Source organism: Lentzea terrae (assembly GCF_003265345.1).
In the GTDB taxonomy this organism is placed as follows: Bacteria; Actinomycetota; Actinomycetes; order Mycobacteriales; family Pseudonocardiaceae; genus Lentzea; species Lentzea terrae.
In genome coordinates this window covers 180,714-198,265 of record NZ_QFWW01000001.1, presented here as the reverse complement: position 1 = coordinate 198,265, position 17,552 = coordinate 180,714, and the positions used below count along the sequence as shown (strand labels likewise).

The following is a 17,552-nucleotide window of genomic DNA, read 5'->3' as shown; positions in this document are numbered from 1 at the left end:
ATCGCCGGAACTGCCCGCTCGCCGAAGGCGCTTGAGCCGACCGGTGCTGTTGCGCATGGCACTCGCCGTGGTGGGCGGTGTGCTGATCTACCTGAGCTTCCCGCCGCGCCCGTTGTGGTTCCTGGCGCCGGTCGGGTTCGCGTTGCTGGCCTGGACGATCTACGAACGCCGGGCGCGGGCCGGGTTCGGCTACGGCGTGCTGTTCGGCCTCGGGTTCATGGTGCCGTTGCTGCGCTGGACCGGTGAGTTCGTCGGCCTGATCGCGTGGCTGCCGCTGGCGCTGGCCTGCGCGCTGATGATCTCGATCGGCACGACCGCGATGGCGGTGGCGTCACGGGTGCCGGGCTGGCCGTTGTGGGCGGCGTGCCTGTGGGTGGCGGACGAGGCGTTGCGCGGCGTGTTCCCGTTCGGCGGCTTCACCTGGGGCAAGATCGCGTTCGGGCAGCCGGAGGGCTGGTTCCTGCCGCTGGCGTCGCTGGGCGGGGCGCCGCTGGTGTCGTTCGCGGTGGTGCTGACCGGGTTCGGGCTGTTCTGGGTGGTCAAGAACTGGAAGCTCGGACTGCCGCTCTTCGTGGTGCCGCTGTTGATCGGGTTCGTGGTGCCGGTCGGGGTGGACGCCTCCGCCGGGACCGTGACGGTCGCCGCGATCCAGGGCAACGTGCCGCGCGCCGGGCTCGACTTCAACGCGCAGCGCCGGGCCGTGCTGGACAACCACGCCAAAAGGACGATGCAGCTGGCGGCGGACGTGGCGGCGGGCAAGGTGAAGCAGCCGGACATCGTGATCTGGCCGGAGAACTCGTCCGACATCGACCCGTTCCGCAACGGCGACGCCGCCGCGGTGCTCGACGCGGCCGCCGACGCGATCAAGGCGCCGATCGCGGTGGGTGCCGTGGTGGTCGACCGGGGCGACGGGCTGCCGCGCAACACGGTGGTGCTGTGGGAGCCCGGCAAGGGGCCGACCGACACCTACACGAAGCGCAAGCTGCAGCCGTTCGGCGAGACGATGCCGATGCGGTCGTTCTTCCGGCTGTTCACGTCGACCGTGGACCGCGCCGGCGTGTTCCAGCCTGGTTCGGACCCGGACGGTTTCGTCATGGGGTCGGCGAAGGTCGCGATTGACACGTGTTACGAAGTGGCGTTCGACTCAGTGGTCCGCGACACGGTGACGAGCGGCGCGACGATCATCGCGATCCCCACGAACAACGCCACGTTCGGCTACACGGAGATGACCTACCAGCAGCTTTCCATGTCACGTGTGCGCGCCGTGGAGCACGGACGTTCGGTCGTCGTGGCGGCCACTTCGGGGGTGAGCGCGATCGTCCAACCGGACGGTTCCGTCACGCGGAAGACTGGCCTCTTCGTGCCTGATGCCCTGGTCGCCGAACTGCCGCTGAGGTCACAGACTACGCTGGCGACCTGGCTAGGAGCCTGGCCCGAGTGGGTGTTGACCGCTGCGGGCCTTGTCGCGTTGGCGCTGGGCTTCACCCGACAACGGAAGGACTCGAATGGTGCAGCAGCCTGACCAGGAACTCGGGCAGGTGCTGGTGGTGATCCCGACCTACAACGAGCGGGACAACATCGGAAAGATCGTCAAGAGGCTGCACACGGCACTGCCCGACGTGCATGTACTTGTGGTCGACGACGGCAGCCCCGATGGCACCGGCCAGCTGGCCGACGAGATGGCCGCCGCCGACGAGCGCGTCCACGTGATGCACCGCACCGAGAAGGCCGGTCTGGGCGCCGCGTACGTCGCCGGCTTCCAGTGGGCGCTGGAGCGGGACTACGGCGTCGTGTGCGAGATGGACGCCGACGGCTCGCACGCGCCTGAGCAGCTGCACCGGCTGCTGGACGCGCTGCCTCAGGCCGACCTGGTGCTCGGCTCGCGCTGGGTGCCGGGTGGCGAGGTCGTGAACTGGCCGGCGAAGCGCAAGTTCCTGTCGCTGGGCGGCTCGCTGTACTCGCGGCTGGCGCTGGGTGCGTCGATCCGGGACATGACGGGCGGCTACCGGGCGTTCCGCGCGGACACCCTGCGCAAGCTGAACCTCGTCTCGGTCGCGTCGGCCGGGTACTGCTTCCAGATCGACCTGCTGTGGCGGACGCTGGAGCTCGGCTTCCGCGTGCGCGAGGTGCCGATCACGTTCCTGGAGCGCGAGTTCGGCGAGTCGAAGATGAGCGGCAACATCGTCCGCGAGGCGCTGATCCGCGTGACGAAGTGGGGCCTGCGCCGCCGCGGCAACCAGGTCAAGGAACTGTTCTCCGGCAAGAAGAGGTAGTTCTCATCCACCTCGGACCGTCCGATCTGGACGGTCCGAGGTCGTTTCTGGGGGGAAACGTGCAAGAGCGGATCTTGGCCGACGGTGGCTCGGGACTCGGCGTGAGCGCGCTGTGCCTGGGCACGATGTACTTCGGCACGACGGTGGCCGAGGAGCAGGCGTTCGCCGTGCTCGACCGGTTCGTCGAGGCGGGCGGCACGTTCATCGACACCGCCAACACCTACTCGTTCTGGGTGCCGGGCGGCACCGGGGTGGAGAGCGAGGAGCTGCTGGGCCGGTGGCTCGCGTCGCGGGGCGTCCGCGACCGGGTCGTGCTGGCCACCAAAGTCGGCGCGCTGCCCGACCCGCCGGGCGCTGCCTGGCCGGAGCACGCGGAAGGGCTGTCCCGTGCGGTGGTGCGCGCGCAGGCCGCGGCCAGCATGCGCCGCCTGGGTACCGACCACCTCGACGTGTACTACGCGCACATCGAGGACCGCCGCACGCTCCTGCACGACACCGTGGCCACCTTCGCGTCGTTGGTGACCGACGGCCTGGTTCGCGTGACGGGGTGCAGCAACCACGCGGCTTGGCGCGTCGCTCAGGCCCGGCAGATCGCGCGGGCGGAAGGGCTGCCGGAGTTCACGTGCGTCCAGCAGCGGCACACCTACCTGCGGCCGCGTCCGGGTGCGGAGTTCGGGGCGAACCCGCACATCAGCGACGAGATCCTGGACTACGCGCGGACCGAGCCCGATCTGACCGTGCTCGGCTACTCGGTACTGCTGTCCGGTGCCTACACCCGCGCCGACCGGCCGTTGCCGGAGCAGTACGACCACGACGACAGCCGGCGCCGGCTGGCCGTGCTGGCCGATGTGGCCGCCGAACTGGGGGCGACGCCGAACCAGGTGGTCCTGGCCTGGTTGCTGGGCGGCGACCCGCCGGTGCCGCCGGTGCTGCCGGTGCTCGGCGTCAGCTCGGTCAGCCAGCTCGACGAGTGTCTCGGCGCGCTCGACCTGGTGCTGGACGACGACCTCCGCCACCGCCTCGACAACGCAGCCTGACCCTCCGCGCATTACGATTCAAAATCGTTGCAACGGAGGTGAGCGGTGGAGTGGAGTGCCGGCGCGGTCGCGCGGATGCTCGGCATCTCGCCCACGACCCTGCGCACCTGGGACCGCCGCTACGGCCTCGGCCCCAGCACCCGGCACGAGGGCAAGCACCGCCGCTACAACGACGACGACGTCGCCCGGCTGAAGCGCATGGTCGAGCTGACCGCCTCGGGGGTCGCGCCCGCGTCGGCGGCCGCATCCCTGGCGCCCGCCGGTGACCCCGACTTCTGGGACGCCGCCGACCAGCTCGACGCGGCCAGGATGCGCCGGGTGGCCGTCGGCCTGATCGCCCGCCACGGTGTCGTGCACACGTGGGACGCGGTGCTGATGCCGTTTCTCATCGAACTCGGCGAGCGGGTTTCGGCGGCGGCCACCGGTATCGAGGTCGAGCACGTGGCGAGCGGCAGCATCTCGGACGCGATGCGGGTGCAGGGGGCCGCGGCGGGGCTGCCGTCGGTGCTGCTGGCGTGTGCACCGGACGAGCAGCACAGTCTGCCGTTGGACGTGCTCGCGGCCGCACTCGCCGAGCAGGGGCGCGCGGCGCGGAACCTCGGGGCTCGGGTGCCCGCTGCCGCGTTGGTGAGCGCGGTGCGGCGGCTCAAGCCGAAGGTCGTGGTCGTGTGGGCGCACGATCGGGCGTATGCGGACCAGGTGCCGTTGGCGGAGCTGGGTGCCGGCGTGCTGGTCGCGGGGCCGGGATGGGACGACGTGCCGCTGCCCGGAGGTGTCCAGCGCGTGGACTCGCTCGCGGGTGCTGTTGAAACGATTTTGAATCGAATCTAGACTCCTGGGCATGGGCCTCGCCGACCGGATGATCCGCCTCGTGTGGGCGGTCGGTGGCGAGGACGTGGCCGAACGGGTCCTGCGCGCGCACTGGCGCGTGTTGCCGTCCGACGACCCCGCCGGACGTGCGTTGCGGGGCCGGTTGGTCGAGGCGCTCGCGCGTGAGGTGCCCGATCGGTTCGACCAGCTTCGCCAGGCCGTGCTGGCCGACGAACTGTCCCTGCTCGACGACGCCGAACGGGCGGCTCCCAGCCGTGCCACGGTGCTCGCCATCGTCCGCGCCCTGCCTGTCGGGAGTTCCTCATGACCGCGTTGCCGTTGCGGCACCACCCCGTGCGCGTGCTGTTCGTGTTCGTCGCGGCGGTGGTCGTGACCGCCGTTGTCGGGTCGTTGTTCTCGGTGTCGGCGGGGGAGGAGTACCTCGGCCTGCGACGACCGGACTGGGCGCCGCCCGCCTGGCTGTTCGGTCCGGTGTGGACGGTCCTGTACGGGTTGATCGCGCTGTCCGGCTGGCTGGCGTGGCGGCGCGGGGCCAGCCGGGGCGAGCTGGCGCTGTTCGGGGTGCAGCTGGTGCTGAACGCGTTGTGGACGCCGTTGTTCTTCGGGCTCGGCTGGTACGGGGTCGCGTTCGCCGAGATCGTGGTGCTGTGGCTGGCGATCGTCGCGGTGGTCGTCGTGTTCTGGTGGCGCAGCAGGGCCGCCGCGTTGCTCCTGGTGCCTTATCTGGCGTGGGTGAGCTTCGCGGGGGCCCTGAACGTGTCGATCGCCGTGTTGAACTAGTGGCGTGGCCCAGAACGACGGCCGGGTAATTCACGCTCAGCAGGGCGCCTCGCGGCACCGCCCCCGCGCCCCCATACGTCCGGTATGAGGACGCGGGGGCGGCACCACGATGCACCCGTCTGACCGCGAATTCGCCTGGCAACGTTCTGGGCCACGCCACTAGCGGGGCTCAGCTGACGGGCACGTACTCCCGCAGCACCTCCATGCCGGTGACCGCGGGCGCCCCGGACGGCTCCGGGCCCAGCACGCGGGCCAGGATCGGGCCGAGCGTGTCGCGGAAGAACGTGTCGGCGTGGTCCTTCGACTCCCAGACGGCGATGACCCGGAACTCGCCGTCGGCCTGGCAGGCGTAGCGAGCGCGCAGACCGTCCGGGGTGGACGAGCCCATCACCTTGTCGAGCTGGTCGAGGGACTGGGTGGGCGGGGTCGCGATGGTGAGCCACATGGTGTTCCTCCTTGGTGGGTGTGGCTCAAACCTAGGAAGTTCGCGCTGGTCAGCCATCCGCCGGAGTACTCGGTCGGGTACTCATCCACGCCGCGATCTGGCTGCGCGTGCTGAAGCCGAGCTTGGTCAGGATGTGCTGGACGTGGTTCTGCGCGGTCCGCTCGGAGATCACGAGCCTGCGGGCGATCTGGCGGTTGGTCAGGCCTTCGGTGACCAGGGACGCGACCTCGTGCTCGCGGCTGCTCAGCTCCGTCACGGTGAAGGCGGTCATCCCGAGCGTGCGGATGTCGCGGTCGGCGGAGCGTTGCACGGCGTCGGCGTCCTTGCCCAGTGCGCGCAACGCGGCCGCGAGGTGCCAGCGGGCCTCCGCCGCGAACGCCGGGGCGCCGGCCGCGGAAGCCTCGTCGACGGCAGTGCTCAGCTCCAGGACGGCATCCTCGAAGGCGCCCAGCGCGAGGTAGCCGCGGCCCAGGGCCAGCGACACCGGGCCCATGTAGGCGACGCCGTTGCCGGCCGCGTGCGCGCCGCGGAACACCTCGAGCCGGGGGAGGATCTGGGCGAGGTCGTCGCGCAGGCCCAGACCTGACGTGACGAGCACGGCGTCGACCAGGCCTGCCACCACGAAGAACGCCGGCAGGTCCCACTCGGCGACGGGCCCGGCGCGCCGGAACCACTCCAGCGCCTCTTCGCGGAAACCCGCGCGCAGCAACAGGTACGACCGCGTCAGCTTCGACATCAGGCGGAACCGAGGTGGCGGGTCGTGGAAGTGGCGGGCCAGCGCCAGGCCGTCCTCGGTGGGGCCGAGGTGGCACGCCAGCCCGCATTGCAACGCGAAGTACGCGCCGGAAGCCGGTTCGCGTTCGATGACCAGCATGCGGTCGTAGGCCCGGCGGCCGACCTCGCGCGCCTCGGCGAACCGGCCCTGCGCTTGGGCCAGGCATGCCGTCACGACCTCCAGGTGCCACCGCGGAACCTGGCCACCGACGCGGTCGCAGGCGAGCGCCAAGGCGGGGAGTTCTTCTTGTGCAGCAACGAGTTCACCGTTCTCGATCAACGCCTGGATTCGCCACAGCGAGCCCCACATCGTGCCGCGCGGGCTGCGGGTCCGCTGGGCCAGGTCGATCATCTCGGTGGCGAGGCCGAGCCGTTCTGCCCGGCCGGATGGACCGGGGCAGGCCTCCTGCCGGGCGTGCAGGGCCTCGGCGAGCGCGCGGTCGTCGCCGCTGTCCCGTGCCAGCAGGAGTGCCTCGCGGCTGAGCTCGTCGAGGCGGTGCTGTTCGCCGCGGTAGAACGCGAGGTGGCTGCGCTGGGCGAGCAGCCGGGCACGGGTGGCGGGACTGACCGGCTGGCGCAGTGCGTTGTCGCACAACGGAGTCGCCACCGCGTTGACACCAGCACCTGGCGCGGCCTCGAGCACCAGCGCGGCCTCCGCGATCTGCTCGGCCGTCCGTGCCAGCTCGGTCGCGCGCTGGGCGGCGTCGACGCACGCCGCCAGATCGCCCGCGAAGTACGCGGCTCTGCCCAGCGCCACCTGAACCTCGCAGCTGTCCTCAATGGACGCTGCCGCGCGGTAAAGCCGGACGCCTTCCTCGTAGGCCAGCCGCCGCACCGCGTCCTCGGCGGCACGGATGGTCCACGCACGGGCCTCACCGGTTTCGCCGCAAGCGGTCCAGTGCCGGGCAACGTCGGCGTAGTGCGTGCTGGAAGTCATCGTCTCGGCGATCCGGCGGTGGATCGTCCGGCGTTCGGCGGTGGTCAGCGAAGCCTCCACGGCGTCCCTGGTCAGTGCGTGCACGAACCGGTGGCCGGTGGCGTCGATCAACGACGCGGCCTCGTCCAGAGCGCTGATCGGCACCCCGGACGCCGCCACCGCGAGGTCGACGTCGAAGTCGCGGCCGATCAGCGCGGCCGTCTTGATCAGCTCCCGCGCCTCGTCACCGAGCCGGGCGAGCCGTGCGGTCACGATGTCCTGGACGCTGCGCGGCGGTTGGTCCGGCTGCCACGTGCCGTCGGCGACCGCGCGGGCGATCTCCGTGACGAACAACGGATTTCCGCTGGTCAAGTCCATGATCGTGGCGGCGTGCTCCGGTCCGGCCAGCTCGGCGACCTCCTGCGCCGACAGCCCGTGCAGGTCGATCCGGACGGCCGACCGCATGAGGTCGGCGACGGCCGGGCACGGATCCCGGAACGTCGCGAAGATCAGCACCGTGCGCAGCTGGGTGGCGAGGTGCGCGAGCACGAGCAACGACGCCTGGTCCGCCCAGTGCACGTCCTCCACGATGATCACCAGGCCGGGACGGTCCAGCGCGGACGCGATCGCGTCGAACACCCGGAACCGGTCCTGCGGCACTTCGGCGTCGTGCGCGAGCACCGCGTCCGGGTCGGCGCCCGCCGCCTTCAGGACCTGCCGCCACGGCCAGAACGCTGGTGCGCCCGAGGTTTCGACGCAGTGCCCCCACACGACCTCACGACCTGCCGCGAGCGCGTAGCCGGCCAGCTCCTGGGCGAGCCGGGTCTTGCCGATGCCGGGCTCGCCGCCGCACAGCACCAGCCCGCCCGTCTCCGCCGCCACCCACGACCGCACCATCGCGAGCTCGCGGCTCCGCCCGACCACCTGCACGTCCCGGATATCGCTCGCACCAGGATCCACGTTTCGAATAATCGGTTGAACCGAACCCGCGCGCAACGTCAAGATACTGGCATCACTGCAGCTCAGAGCCGCAGAAAATGCGTTGAAACAATGGTGGAGATGGGGCTGTGGAGCCCCGCCCGTCTGTAAAACGGGAGCCACGCGCAAAGGCGGTTCGACTCCGTCCTCCACCACCAGCCGTTGCGCCACTGGGGTGACTCCCGGCAACGACCCTCTTCCTCCTCACGACCTACTAAGGGAAGAAGGGGGTCACATGTCCATCGATGTTCAGCAACCGCGCCCGCTCGGCCTGGTCGGCAGCCAGGTCCAGATCGCCGGCACCGCGGGCGGCGCGTTCGAGGCGCACTTCAACTACCGGATCCACGAGGGCCACGACGAGGTCACCGGCGGGTTCATGGCGGGCGACGGGGTCGGCGGCCACGGCCAGTTCCAGGTCAGCATCGACGTGTCCGGTGCGTCGTTCGCGCTCGACCGGCTCTTCGTCGAGGTGTTCTGGGTGTCGCCCAAGGACGGCGAGGAGCTCGACAAGGTCATCGTGCCCGTCGTGTACGGGCCGCGGATCGTGCCCGGCTACCGCGTCTACCAGGAGTACACGATCAAGCCCGGTGACTCGTTGTGGGCCATCGCCACGCACTTCTACGGCGCCGGCAACCTCTACACCCGGCTGGTCCGCGCGAACCCGCACGTCATCACGGACCCCAACGTGATCCACCCCGGGGATGTGATCAGAGTTCCGCAATCCTGAACCCAGGACGTTGTGGGCTGATCGCGAGTTCGGGAAGCTCTGGCTCGCCAGGGTGGTCTCGACGGCGGGGTCCGCGGTGTCGGGCGTCGCGCTGCCCGTCCTCATGTACTCGCTCACCGGCAGCGCCGTGCACACGGGAGCGCTCGCGGCCCTGACCGCCGCGCCGTACCTCGTGTTCGGGTTGCCCGCGGGCGCGCTCGTCGACCGCATGCACCGGCGCACGGTCATGGTCGTCACGGACCTGGTCAGCGCCGCGCTCCTGGCGAGCGTGCCCGTCGCGGCCGCCGTCGACGGGCTGACCCCGCTGCACCTCCTGCTGGTCGCGGCGGGCGTGGCGAGCGTGAACGTGTGGTTCGACGCGGCCAACTTCGGGGCCGTGCCGGCGCTCGTCGGCAGCGCCAACCTCGTGCGCGCCAACAGCGCGATCTGGAGTGCCGCGACCGCTGTGCACATGGCGGCACCGTCCGTCGCCGGCGTGCTGATCGCGGTCATCGGCCCGGCGGGCACGATGGCGCTCGACGCGGTCAGCTTCGCCGTGTCCGCCGTGTTCGTCCGGATGATCCTGCGGCCTCTGAACCAAACGAGACGGCCGCGCACCTCCCTCAAAGCGGACATCCGGGAAGGACTCGAGTTTTTGTGGAGGGAACCGACAGTTCGGCTTTTCACGGCCTTGGGTGTCGGTCAAGCGATCGCGGGCGGCGCGGTGACGGGTCTCATCGTCGTCTACGCCTACCGGGTTTTCGACGTGCCGGAGACCGATGCGCGGATCGGGGTGCTGTTCAGCGCACTGGCCGCGGGCTCGTTCGCCGCGACCGTGGTCATGCCCAGGATCAGCGACGTCTGCTCGCCCCGGCACGTCACGACGGTCGGGCTGTCCGCCGGGGTGGGCGTGCTGACGTTGCTGGTGGGGGCGGACCAGTGGTGCCTCGCGGTGCTCAGCACGGCGTTGTGGGGGCTGACCTCGACGATCGTGATCGTCAACGGGTTGACGGTGCGTCAGCTGGCGACTCCGGACCGCTTGCAGGGCAGGGTGAACCTGGTGGGGCGCATGGTGACCTTCGGAGTCGGGCAGCCCATCGGCGCGCTCGCCGGGGGAGTTCTGGCCGACGCGCTGTCCGTGAAAGCCGCTTTGGTGATCACAGCGCTACCGCTCGTGTTCGCCGCCGCGGTCGGGTGGTCGCAGATGAAGCCGGAACCGGGTGGTGAGTTGGGCCACGGGCTCAAGTGATCCTGTGCCGAGGACCTGGTTGCTTGTTGGTTTCATACAAAGCACGCTGCTCAACTCGCTTCGATCTAGCGGTTTTCCTACCGGGTAGTAGACGAGAGTGTGTACATCGATTGAGCGGCGACTGCCGCTGAGGTTTGTGCGTCCGCGAGGAGTCAAGTCGTTGTTCAGTCGTGTAGCGATCGTCAACCGCGGGGAAGCCGCAATGCGGCTGATCCACGCCGTCCGTGAGCTCGCCGCCGAGTCAGGGGAACGGATCGAGACCGTCGCCCTGTACACCGATGTCGACAAGTCGGCGCCCTTCGTCCGGGAAGCCGACCTCGCCTACAACCTCGGCCTGGCGGCTGACCGTCCGTACCTCGACCTGAAGGTGCTGGAGCAGGCTCTCGTCGAGACGAAGGCCGACGCCGCGTGGGTCGGGTGGGGCTTCGTCGCCGAGATCCCCGAGTTCGCCGAGCTGTGCGAGAAGGTCGGCGTCACGTTCGTCGGCCCGTCCGCCGAGGCCATGCGCAAGCTCGGTGACAAGATCGGCTCGAAGCTGATCGCCGAGGAGGTCGGCGTTCCCGTCGCGCCGTGGTCGCGCGGCGCCGTCGAGAACCTCGAGCACGCGCTGAAGGTGGCCGAGGAGGTCACCTACCCGTTGATGCTGAAGGCGACCGCCGGTGGTGGTGGCCGCGGCATCCGCAAGATCACCTCGCCGGAGGAGCTGGAGGAGAACTTCGACCGCACCAGCCAGGAGGCCGCGCGCGCGTTCGGCTCCGGCGTGATGTTCCTGGAGCGCCTGGTCACCGGCGCCCGGCACGTCGAGGTGCAGGTCATCGCCGACGGCCAGGGCACGGCGTGGGCGCTCGGCGTCCGCGACTGCTCGGTGCAGCGGCGCAACCAGAAGATCATCGAGGAGTCGGCGTCCTGCGTGCTGGAGCCCGCGCAGGTCGACGACCTGAAGGCGTCGGCGGAACGGCTCGCGAACGCGGTGGGCTACCGCGGCGCGTGCACCGTCGAGTTCCTCTACCACCCCGGTGAGAAGCTCTTCGCGTTCCTGGAGGTCAACACCCGCCTGCAGGTCGAGCACCCGATCACCGAGATCACCACGGGCTTCGACCTGGTCAAGGCGCAGCTGCACGTCGCTGGTGGCGGCAAGCTCGAAGGTGCGAAGCCGCAGGAGCTCGGCCACGCCGTCGAGGCCCGCCTGAACGCCGAAGACCCGGACCGCGACTTCGCGCCGTGCCCCGGCACGATCGTCCGGCTGGAACTGCCCGCCGGCCCCGGCATCCGCGTCGACACCGGTGTGGCCGAGGGCTCGCAGATCCCGTCCGACTTCGACTCGATGATCGCGAAGATCATCGCGTACGGCCGCGACCGCGACGAGGCGCTCGGCAAGCTGCGCCGCGCCATGGCCGAGACGACGGTGATCATCGAGGGCGGCACGACGAACAAGAGCTTCGTGCTGGACCTGCTCGACGAGCCCGCCGTGATCGACGGCTCCGCCGACACCTCGTGGATCGACCGCGTCCGCGCCGAGGGTGGCCTGGTCTCGCACCGCCACTCCGCGATCGCGCTGGCCGCCGCCGGCATCGAGGTGTACGAGGACGAGGAGCACATCAACCTCACCCAGCTGCTGGCGTCCGCTCGCGGTGGCCAGCCGCGCACGAACCACGAGGGCGCGCGCAAGCTGGAGTTCGTGCTGCGCGGCCAGCCCTACGTCGTGAACGTCGCCCGCGTCGGTGCCGCGAAGTACCGCGTCGGTGTGGCGGCCGCCGATTCCGATGTCGTCCTGACCGGTGACGTCGACGTCGAGCGGTTCGACCACCACGTCGGCACGATCACCGTCAACGGCACGCGGTTCCGCGTCGTCACCGGCACGCACGGTCCCGTGCACCAGGTCGAGGTCGACGGCGTCACCCACCGCGTCACCCGTGACGAGGGCGGTGTGCTCCGCTCGCCGATGCCCGCGCTGGTCGTCGCGACCCCGCTGGAGGTCGGCGCCGAGGTCGAGGCCGGTGCGCCCGTTCTCGTGCTCGAAGCGATGAAGATGGAGACGGTGCTGCGCGCGCCGTTCCGGGCGCGGTTGAAGGAGCTCAACGTCGTCGTTGGCACGCAGGTGCCCGCCGGTGGCGCGTTGCTGAAGCTCGAAGAGATCGAGGACGCGGCCGACGCCGTCGAGGTCCAGAAGTCCGAGTCGACGGTCGAGCTGGAGCTGCCCGCGCCGCGCACCGACGTCCACCCGGAGGAGCTCGTCGCCCGCGGTCTCGACGACCTGCGGAACCTGTTGCTGGGCTTCGACACCACGGCCGCCGACACCGAGCGGGTGCTGTCGAACTACATGGGCGCGCGGCACGACCTGATGGAGCGGCCGCTCGTCGCAGAGGCCCAGCTGCTCGGCATCTTCGCCGACCTGTGCGACCTCTCGCGCAACCGCCCCGCCGGTGAGGAGACCAAGCCGGAGAACCACATCCACTCTCCGCGCGAGCACTTCCACACCTACCTGAAGACGCTGGACGCCGACCGCGCCGCGCTGCCGGCCGGGTTCCGCGCCCGCCTGCAGAACGTGATCGGCCACTACGGCATCACCGAGCTCGACCGCACGCCCGAGCTGGAGCAGGCCGTCTTCCGCATCTTCGTGGCGCTGCGCCGCGGTGTGTTCGACGCGGCCGTCGCGACCACCCTGCTGCGCCAGTGGGTGCAGGAGGCGCCGCCGGTCGAGTCCGAGCAGGTCCAGATCGGCCTGGTGCTGGAGCACATCGTCGCCGCGACGCAGGTCCGCTACCCGGCGGTGGCCGACCTGGCCCGCAGCGTCGTGTTCACCTGGTTCGCGCAGCCGTTGGTGCGCCGCAACCGCGCCCGCGTGCACAGCGAGGTCCGCAAGCACCTGATCCACCTCGACGCGCAGCCCCAGGCTTCGGACCGCGAGGAGCGGATCGCGGCGATGGTGGCCTCCGCGGAACCGCTGGTGCGCCTGCTGGGTCAGCGCATCGGCAAGCCCGGCGCGGACAACACCCCGTTGCTGGAGGTGCTGGCCCGCCGCTACTACACGAAGAAGGCGCTGGAGAACCCGCGTCTCACGGGTGCGTTCTTCATCGCGGAGAACGCACCGGAGAAGACTCGTCTGGTCTCGACCGCGGTGGAGTTCCCGGCGCTGTCGGAGGCCGTCGGCGAGGTGGTCAAGCACGGCAACGGAAGCGCGGTCGTCGCGGACCTCTACGTCAACTGGCCCGACGGTCCGTCCGACCAGGACGAGCTGGCCGCCGGTCTGGGTGCCGCGCTCGCCGCGCACCAGCTGCCGCCGACGATCACCCGCATCACCACCACGGTGGCCGGTCGGCGCGGCGAGTCGATGCACCACCACTTCACGTTCCGCCCGTCCTCCAACGGGTTCGCCGAGGAGAGGCTGGTGCGCGGGCTGCACCCGCGCATCGCCGAACGCATGCAGCTGGAGCGGTTGCGGGAGTTCGACCTCAAGCGCCTGCCCTCCGTGGACGAGGACGTCTACCTGTTCCGCGCGGTGGCCAAGTCGAACAAGTCCGACGAGCGTCTCGTCGCTCTCGGCCAGGTGCGCGACCTGACCCCGTTGCGGGACGACGAGGGCCGGATCGTCGCGCTGCCCGCCGCCGAGGACATGCTCGCCGCCTGCCTGGACGCCATTCGCCGGGCTCGTGCGCAGGCCGGTGGCCGGACCCGCCTGGCCACCAACCGGGTCGTGCTCTATGCGTGGCCGCCGACCGACCTGTCCTCGAAGGACCTCGACGCGGTGGCTCAGCGCGTGCTGCCGACCACGACCGGCCTCGACCTGGAAGAGGTCCTGTTCCTCGCGCGCCGCAAGGACAGCGAGACCGGTGAGCTGACCGACATCGGCGTGCGGATCGCCAACGACGCGGGCGCCGGCGTCTCGTTCTCGTTCGTGCAGCCGCCGACCGAGCCGATCCAGCCGCTCGACGACTACCGCCAGAACGTCCTGCGCGCCCAGTCGCGCGGCACGATCTACCCGTACGAGCTGGTCGACATGCTCGTCGGCGACGGCGGCTCTTTTGTGGAGCACGACCTCGTCGATGGATCTTTGGTGCCGGTCGACCGTCCACGCGGTGGCAACAAGGCGGGCATCGTCGTCGGTGTGGTGACGACGCCCACGCCGGCCTACCCCGAGGGCATGAAGCGCGTCGTGCTGCTCGGCGACCCGACCAAGTCGCTGGGTGCGCTGGCCGAGCCCGAGTGCTCGCGGGTGATCCACGCGCTGGACCTGGCTTCCTCGCTTTCCGTTCCGCTGGAGTGGTTCTCGCTCTCGTCCGGCGCCAAGATCTCGATGAGCTCCGGCGTCGAGAACATGGACTGGGTCGCGGCCGCGCTGAAGCGGATCGTCGAGTTCACCCAGGCCGGTGGCGAGATCAACGTGGTGGTCAACGGCATCAACGTCGGCGCCCAGCCGTACTGGAACGCCGAGGCCACGATGCTCATGCACACCAAGGGCATCCTGGTCATGACGCCGGACTCGGCCATGGTGCTGACCGGCAAGCAGGCGCTGGACTTCTCCGGCGGCGTCTCGGCGGAGGACAACTACGGCATCGGCGGCTACGACCGCGTCATGGGCCCGAACGGCCAGGCGCAGTACTGGGCCCCGAACCTGCGGGCGGCGTTCGACGTGCTGCTGGCACACTACGAGCACAGCTACATCGCGCCCGGTGAGTCCTCGCCGCGCCGAGTGTCCACTTCGGACCCGTCTGATCGCGATGTCTCCGGTTACCCGCACGTCGTCGGCGACAGCCCGTTCACCACGGTCGGCGAGATCTTCTCGGTCGAGTCGAACCCGGACCGCAAGAAGCCGTTCGACATCCGCACGGTCATGCGCGCGCTGTCCGACCAGGACCACGACGTCCTGGAGCGCTGGGCGGGCATGGCCGACGCCGACACCGCCGTCGTCCAGGACGTGCACCTCGGCGGCATCCCGGTGACGTTGCTGGGCATCGAGTCGCGCGGCGTGGCCCGCACCGGCTTCCCGCCCACTGACGGCCCGGACACCTACACGGCGGGCACGCTGTTCCCGAAGTCGTCGAAGAAGGCGGCCCGCGCGATCAACGCGGCCTCGGGCAACCGCCCTCTCGTCGTGCTGGCGAACCTGTCCGGCTTCGACGGCTCCCCGGAGTCGATGCGCGAGCTGCAGCTCGAGTACGGCGCCGAGATCGGCCGCGCGATCGTCAACTTCGCAGGCCCGATCGTGTTCTGCGTGATCTCGCGCTACCACGGCGGCGCGTTCGTGGTCTTCTCGAAGGCCCTGAACCCGTCGATGACCGTGCTCGCGGTCGAGGGCTCCTTCGCCTCGGTCATCGGCGGCGCCCCCGCCGCGGCCGTGGTGTTCGCCCGCGAGGTCGACGGCCGCACCGCCAACGACCCGCGCGTGAAGAAGCTGGAGGCCTCGGTGTTCGAGGCTCAGGGTGCCGAGCGCGCGGCGCTGACCGCCGAGCTGACCGCGACGCGGCAGTCAGTGCGGACCGAGAAGCTGAACGAGATGGCCGCCGAGTTCGACCGGGTGCACAGCGTGCAGCGCGCGGTCGAGGTCGGTTCGGTGGACGCGATCATCTCGGCTGCCGAGCTCCGTCCGGCGATCATCAAGGCGATCGAGGACGGTCTCGCCCGCTCGTAGTTGCTAGGTTGTGAGGGAGCCCGGTCTTGCGGCCGGGCTCCTTTGCATTGGGGGATTTGTTGCGGTCCATCGTTGAACTCGTCGATGTGGACGATCCCGGCTGGCCGGTCGTGACCGAGGCGTTGGCCGAGGTGGATCACGTCGTGCTGCCGCCGGATTCCGAGGCGTGTCGTGCGACGTTGCTGCAGCTGCAGGTGACCGCGCGGTCGTTGCTGGGCGCGGTGACATTGAACAGCGGTGGGTTGTTGCTGCACCACGGCTGGTTGCGCGTGTACGGCGGATCGGGGGCCGAGCCGTGCTCGGCGGTGTGCTCGCGTTGAACGGCATGGACTGCACGGCGTACGGCCGGCCTGGTGAGCCGGGTCAGGTCGTCTACTTCGCGCCGACATGTTCTGGCCTGGCTGGCAAACGGAGGTGGCGGCACTCGGCATGCGTTCCGTGATCACCATGTGGCCACCGCTGTTCTCCAAGGAGAGCGCGGAGAACGTCGCCGGCACCACGCGCAGCGCCGTGCCGTTGCGCGACCAGCTGTCGTTCCAGGTCGACTTCGCCGGGCAGTTCGGCCTCGCCGCGCCCGGCCCGCTCGGAGAGGTGTGAGCATGGACTGGAAGCGGGACCGGATCGGCTCGTCGTTGCGCGACGAGAACCCCACCGTGCTGCGCCGTCTCAGCGCGGGCTTCGCGAACATCGGCGACGTCCAGTGGCTGCCCGGCTACTGCGTTCTGCTCGTGGACACCCCGGACGTCCAGCGGCTGACCGATCTGCCCCGGCACCGGCGTGCGGAGTTCCTGGCCGACATGGACCTGCTGGGCGAAGCCGTCGAACTGGTCTGCGCCCGCCGCGACGCCGGATTCCGGCGGGTCAACCTGGAGATCCTCGGCAACACGGACCCGTACCTGCACGCCCACGTCTGGCCGCGCTACGACTGGGAGCCACCGGAGATCGTCGGCCGGCCGGTGTGGCTGTACCCGGTCGAGCGCTGGTCCGATCCGGCGACCGCGCTCGGACCAGACCACGACGACCTCCGGGCCGAGCTCACCGCGGAGATCGACCGTCTGCGCTCTCGTTCGTGACCCCGAACGGGATGTGCACGCACGGCACGGTGTCGATCAGGTGCCCGCGCTGGTCGTCGAAGAAGATGTGCGGCTTCAGCACGTCCAGGATCGGCCCCTTCTTCAGCCCGCCCAGGAAGAAGGCGTCGTTCACCGTCAATCCCCAAGCCTTGAGGCTGTTGACGGCTCGCTCATGAGCCGGCGCCGACCGAGCCGTGACCACCGAAACCCGGACGCGGTCCTCAGCCACCCGCTGAATCCGGTTGATCCCGGCGAGGAAGTTCCGCAACGGCCCGGGATCCAGCGGCGTCACCACGTTCGTGGCCTCGTGCTGCTGGAACTGGTCGAGCCCGCCGGACTGGTAGATCCGCTCGGCCGCGTCGTCGGCCAGCACCCCGTCGAAGTCGAACGCGATCCTTAGCGCCGGATCGTCGTCGTCCCGAAAGGACGACTTGAGCACCTGGCCGGCGGGCAGCCCGGCCGCGGTCGCCTTGCGGACGTCGTTCTCGTGCGCCGACAAGAACAACGACATGTTCAACGCTGGCATGAACTCGTGCGGCGCCCGGCCCTCGGTGAAGATCGCCCGCGTCATCGTCAGGCCGTGGTGTGCGGCCGATCGCAGGATGCGCAGCCCGGTGTCGGGGGAGTTGCGCGACAGCACGATCACCTCGACCAGCGGCCCGAGCGAGTTGAGCTGCAGCAGCCGGCGGATGAACGGGAACGCGACGCCGGGCGCGAACGGCTCGTCGAGGTGCGCTTCCTGGTACGCGCGGTAGGCGTCCTCGCCCTCGGTGGAGAACACGGCGTGGGAGGCGGACAGGTCGAACAGCGCGCTCGACGCGACACCTACGACCAGCAGGTTCTCCAGGCTGGGGGCCACAG

Annotated in this window: 15 protein-coding genes and 1 tRNA gene; 13 read left to right on the top strand and 3 right to left on the bottom strand. The window is 70.2% G+C overall.

The window, feature by feature from the left end:
• The first annotated feature begins 55 nt into the window (after window positions 1-55).
• Genes lnt through DI276_RS00840 form a run of 6 tightly spaced genes read left to right on the top strand, consistent with a single transcriptional unit; the run spans window position 56 to window position 4,921 of the window.
• A complete protein-coding gene (gene lnt, locus DI276_RS00865; protein WP_112261713.1) occupies window positions 56-1,522 on the top strand; it encodes an apolipoprotein N-acyltransferase in 1,467 nt (488 codons plus the stop codon).
• Window positions 1,506-2,273, top strand: coding sequence for a polyprenol monophosphomannose synthase (locus DI276_RS00860; protein WP_112261307.1), 768 nt, complete (start codon window positions 1,506-1,508; stop codon window positions 2,271-2,273). Before lnt ends, DI276_RS00860 begins: the two co-directional genes overlap by 17 nt.
• A 59-nt stretch (window positions 2,274-2,332) precedes the next feature.
• Window positions 2,333-3,310: an aldo/keto reductase gene (locus DI276_RS00855; RefSeq protein WP_232836363.1), complete on the top strand. Its 978-nt coding sequence runs from the start codon at window positions 2,333-2,335 to the stop codon at window positions 3,308-3,310.
• 45 nt (window positions 3,311-3,355) lie between these two features.
• Entirely contained in the window at window positions 3,356-4,141 is a 786-nt protein-coding gene (locus DI276_RS00850; protein WP_198680386.1) for a MerR family transcriptional regulator, read from the top strand.
• 10 nt (window positions 4,142-4,151) lie between these two features.
• Complete coding sequence (locus DI276_RS00845) at window positions 4,152-4,448, top strand: hypothetical protein (protein ID WP_112261306.1); 297 nt, start codon at window positions 4,152-4,154, stop codon at window positions 4,446-4,448.
• Window positions 4,445-4,921, top strand: coding sequence for a TspO/MBR family protein (locus tag DI276_RS00840; protein WP_112261305.1), 477 nt, complete (start codon window positions 4,445-4,447; stop codon window positions 4,919-4,921). The genes DI276_RS00845 and DI276_RS00840 overlap by 4 nt, the downstream gene beginning before the upstream one ends.
• A gap of 169 nt (window positions 4,922-5,090) precedes the next feature.
• Here DI276_RS00840 and DI276_RS00835 read toward each other — a convergent pair whose 3' ends face one another.
• Window positions 5,091-5,366 carry a hypothetical protein gene (locus DI276_RS00835; protein ID WP_112261304.1) on the bottom strand — a complete coding sequence of 92 codons (276 nt, stop codon included), beginning with the start codon at window positions 5,364-5,366 and terminating at the stop codon, window positions 5,091-5,093.
• 49 nt (window positions 5,367-5,415) lie between these two features.
• Window positions 5,416-8,016 (bottom strand): ATP-binding protein, encoded by a 2,601-nt coding sequence (locus DI276_RS00830; RefSeq protein WP_198680385.1) that lies wholly within the window; start codon window positions 8,014-8,016, stop codon window positions 5,416-5,418.
• Between the two features lie 92 nt (window positions 8,017-8,108).
• On the opposite strand from DI276_RS00830, the gene DI276_RS49645 reads away from it, so the two are divergent.
• From DI276_RS49645 to DI276_RS00800, 7 genes are all read left to right on the top strand, one after another.
• Window positions 8,109-8,192: transfer RNA gene (locus DI276_RS49645), tRNA-Tyr, on the top strand.
• Between the two features lie 77 nt (window positions 8,193-8,269).
• On the top strand, window positions 8,270-8,761 hold the full coding sequence (locus DI276_RS00825) for a Gmad2 immunoglobulin-like domain-containing protein (RefSeq protein ID WP_112261303.1): 492 nt from the start codon (window positions 8,270-8,272) through the stop codon (window positions 8,759-8,761).
• 10 nt (window positions 8,762-8,771) lie between these two features.
• Entirely contained in the window at window positions 8,772-9,989 is a 1,218-nt protein-coding gene (locus tag DI276_RS00820) for an MFS transporter (protein WP_112261302.1), read from the top strand.
• Between the two features lie 160 nt (window positions 9,990-10,149).
• Window positions 10,150-15,618 carry an ATP-binding protein gene (locus DI276_RS00815; RefSeq protein WP_112261301.1) on the top strand — a complete coding sequence of 1,823 codons (5,469 nt, stop codon included), beginning with the start codon at window positions 10,150-10,152 and terminating at the stop codon, window positions 15,616-15,618.
• Window positions 15,619-15,677: 59 nt separating this feature from the next.
• Window positions 15,678-15,938, top strand: a complete 261-nt coding sequence (locus DI276_RS50690; protein ID WP_198680384.1) for a DUF2625 family protein — start codon at window positions 15,678-15,680, stop codon at window positions 15,936-15,938.
• A 67-nt stretch (window positions 15,939-16,005) separates the two neighbouring features.
• A complete protein-coding gene (locus tag DI276_RS50685) occupies window positions 16,006-16,215 on the top strand; it encodes a DUF2625 family protein (protein ID WP_112261299.1) in 210 nt (69 codons plus the stop codon).
• A gap of 2 nt (window positions 16,216-16,217) precedes the next feature.
• Window positions 16,218-16,691: a hypothetical protein gene (locus DI276_RS00800; RefSeq protein WP_198680383.1), complete on the top strand. Its 474-nt coding sequence runs from the start codon at window positions 16,218-16,220 to the stop codon at window positions 16,689-16,691.
• Here the strand turns inward: DI276_RS00800 and DI276_RS00795 are convergent.
• The gene (locus DI276_RS00795) at window positions 16,654-17,550 is read right to left on the bottom strand and encodes a 5'-nucleotidase (protein WP_112261297.1); all 897 of its coding nucleotides are present in this window, start codon (window positions 17,548-17,550) and stop codon (window positions 16,654-16,656) included. The genes DI276_RS00800 and DI276_RS00795 overlap by 38 nt on opposite strands.
• Between the last annotated feature and the right edge of the window lie 2 nt (window positions 17,551-17,552).

What these genes read in the sequence shown, in the direction of transcription:
- lnt (WP_112261713.1), top strand. Translation starts at nt 56, where the DNA reads ATGGCACTCGCCGTGGTGGGCGGTGTGCTGATCTACCTGAGCTTCCCG.
- DI276_RS00860 (WP_112261307.1), top strand. Translation starts at nt 1,506, where the DNA reads ATGGTGCAGCAGCCTGACCAGGAACTCGGGCAGGTGCTGGTGGTGATC.
- DI276_RS00845 (WP_112261306.1), top strand. Translation starts at nt 4,152, where the DNA reads ATGGGCCTCGCCGACCGGATGATCCGCCTCGTGTGGGCGGTCGGTGGC.
- DI276_RS00840 (WP_112261305.1), top strand. Translation starts at nt 4,445, where the DNA reads ATGACCGCGTTGCCGTTGCGGCACCACCCCGTGCGCGTGCTGTTCGTG.
- DI276_RS00835 (WP_112261304.1), bottom strand. Translation starts at nt 5,366, where the DNA reads ATGTGGCTCACCATCGCGACCCCGCCCACCCAGTCCCTCGACCAGCTC.
- DI276_RS00825 (WP_112261303.1), top strand. Translation starts at nt 8,270, where the DNA reads ATGTCCATCGATGTTCAGCAACCGCGCCCGCTCGGCCTGGTCGGCAGC.
- DI276_RS50685 (WP_112261299.1), top strand. Translation starts at nt 16,006, where the DNA reads ATGTTCTGGCCTGGCTGGCAAACGGAGGTGGCGGCACTCGGCATGCGT.
- DI276_RS00800 (WP_198680383.1), top strand. Translation starts at nt 16,218, where the DNA reads ATGGACTGGAAGCGGGACCGGATCGGCTCGTCGTTGCGCGACGAGAAC.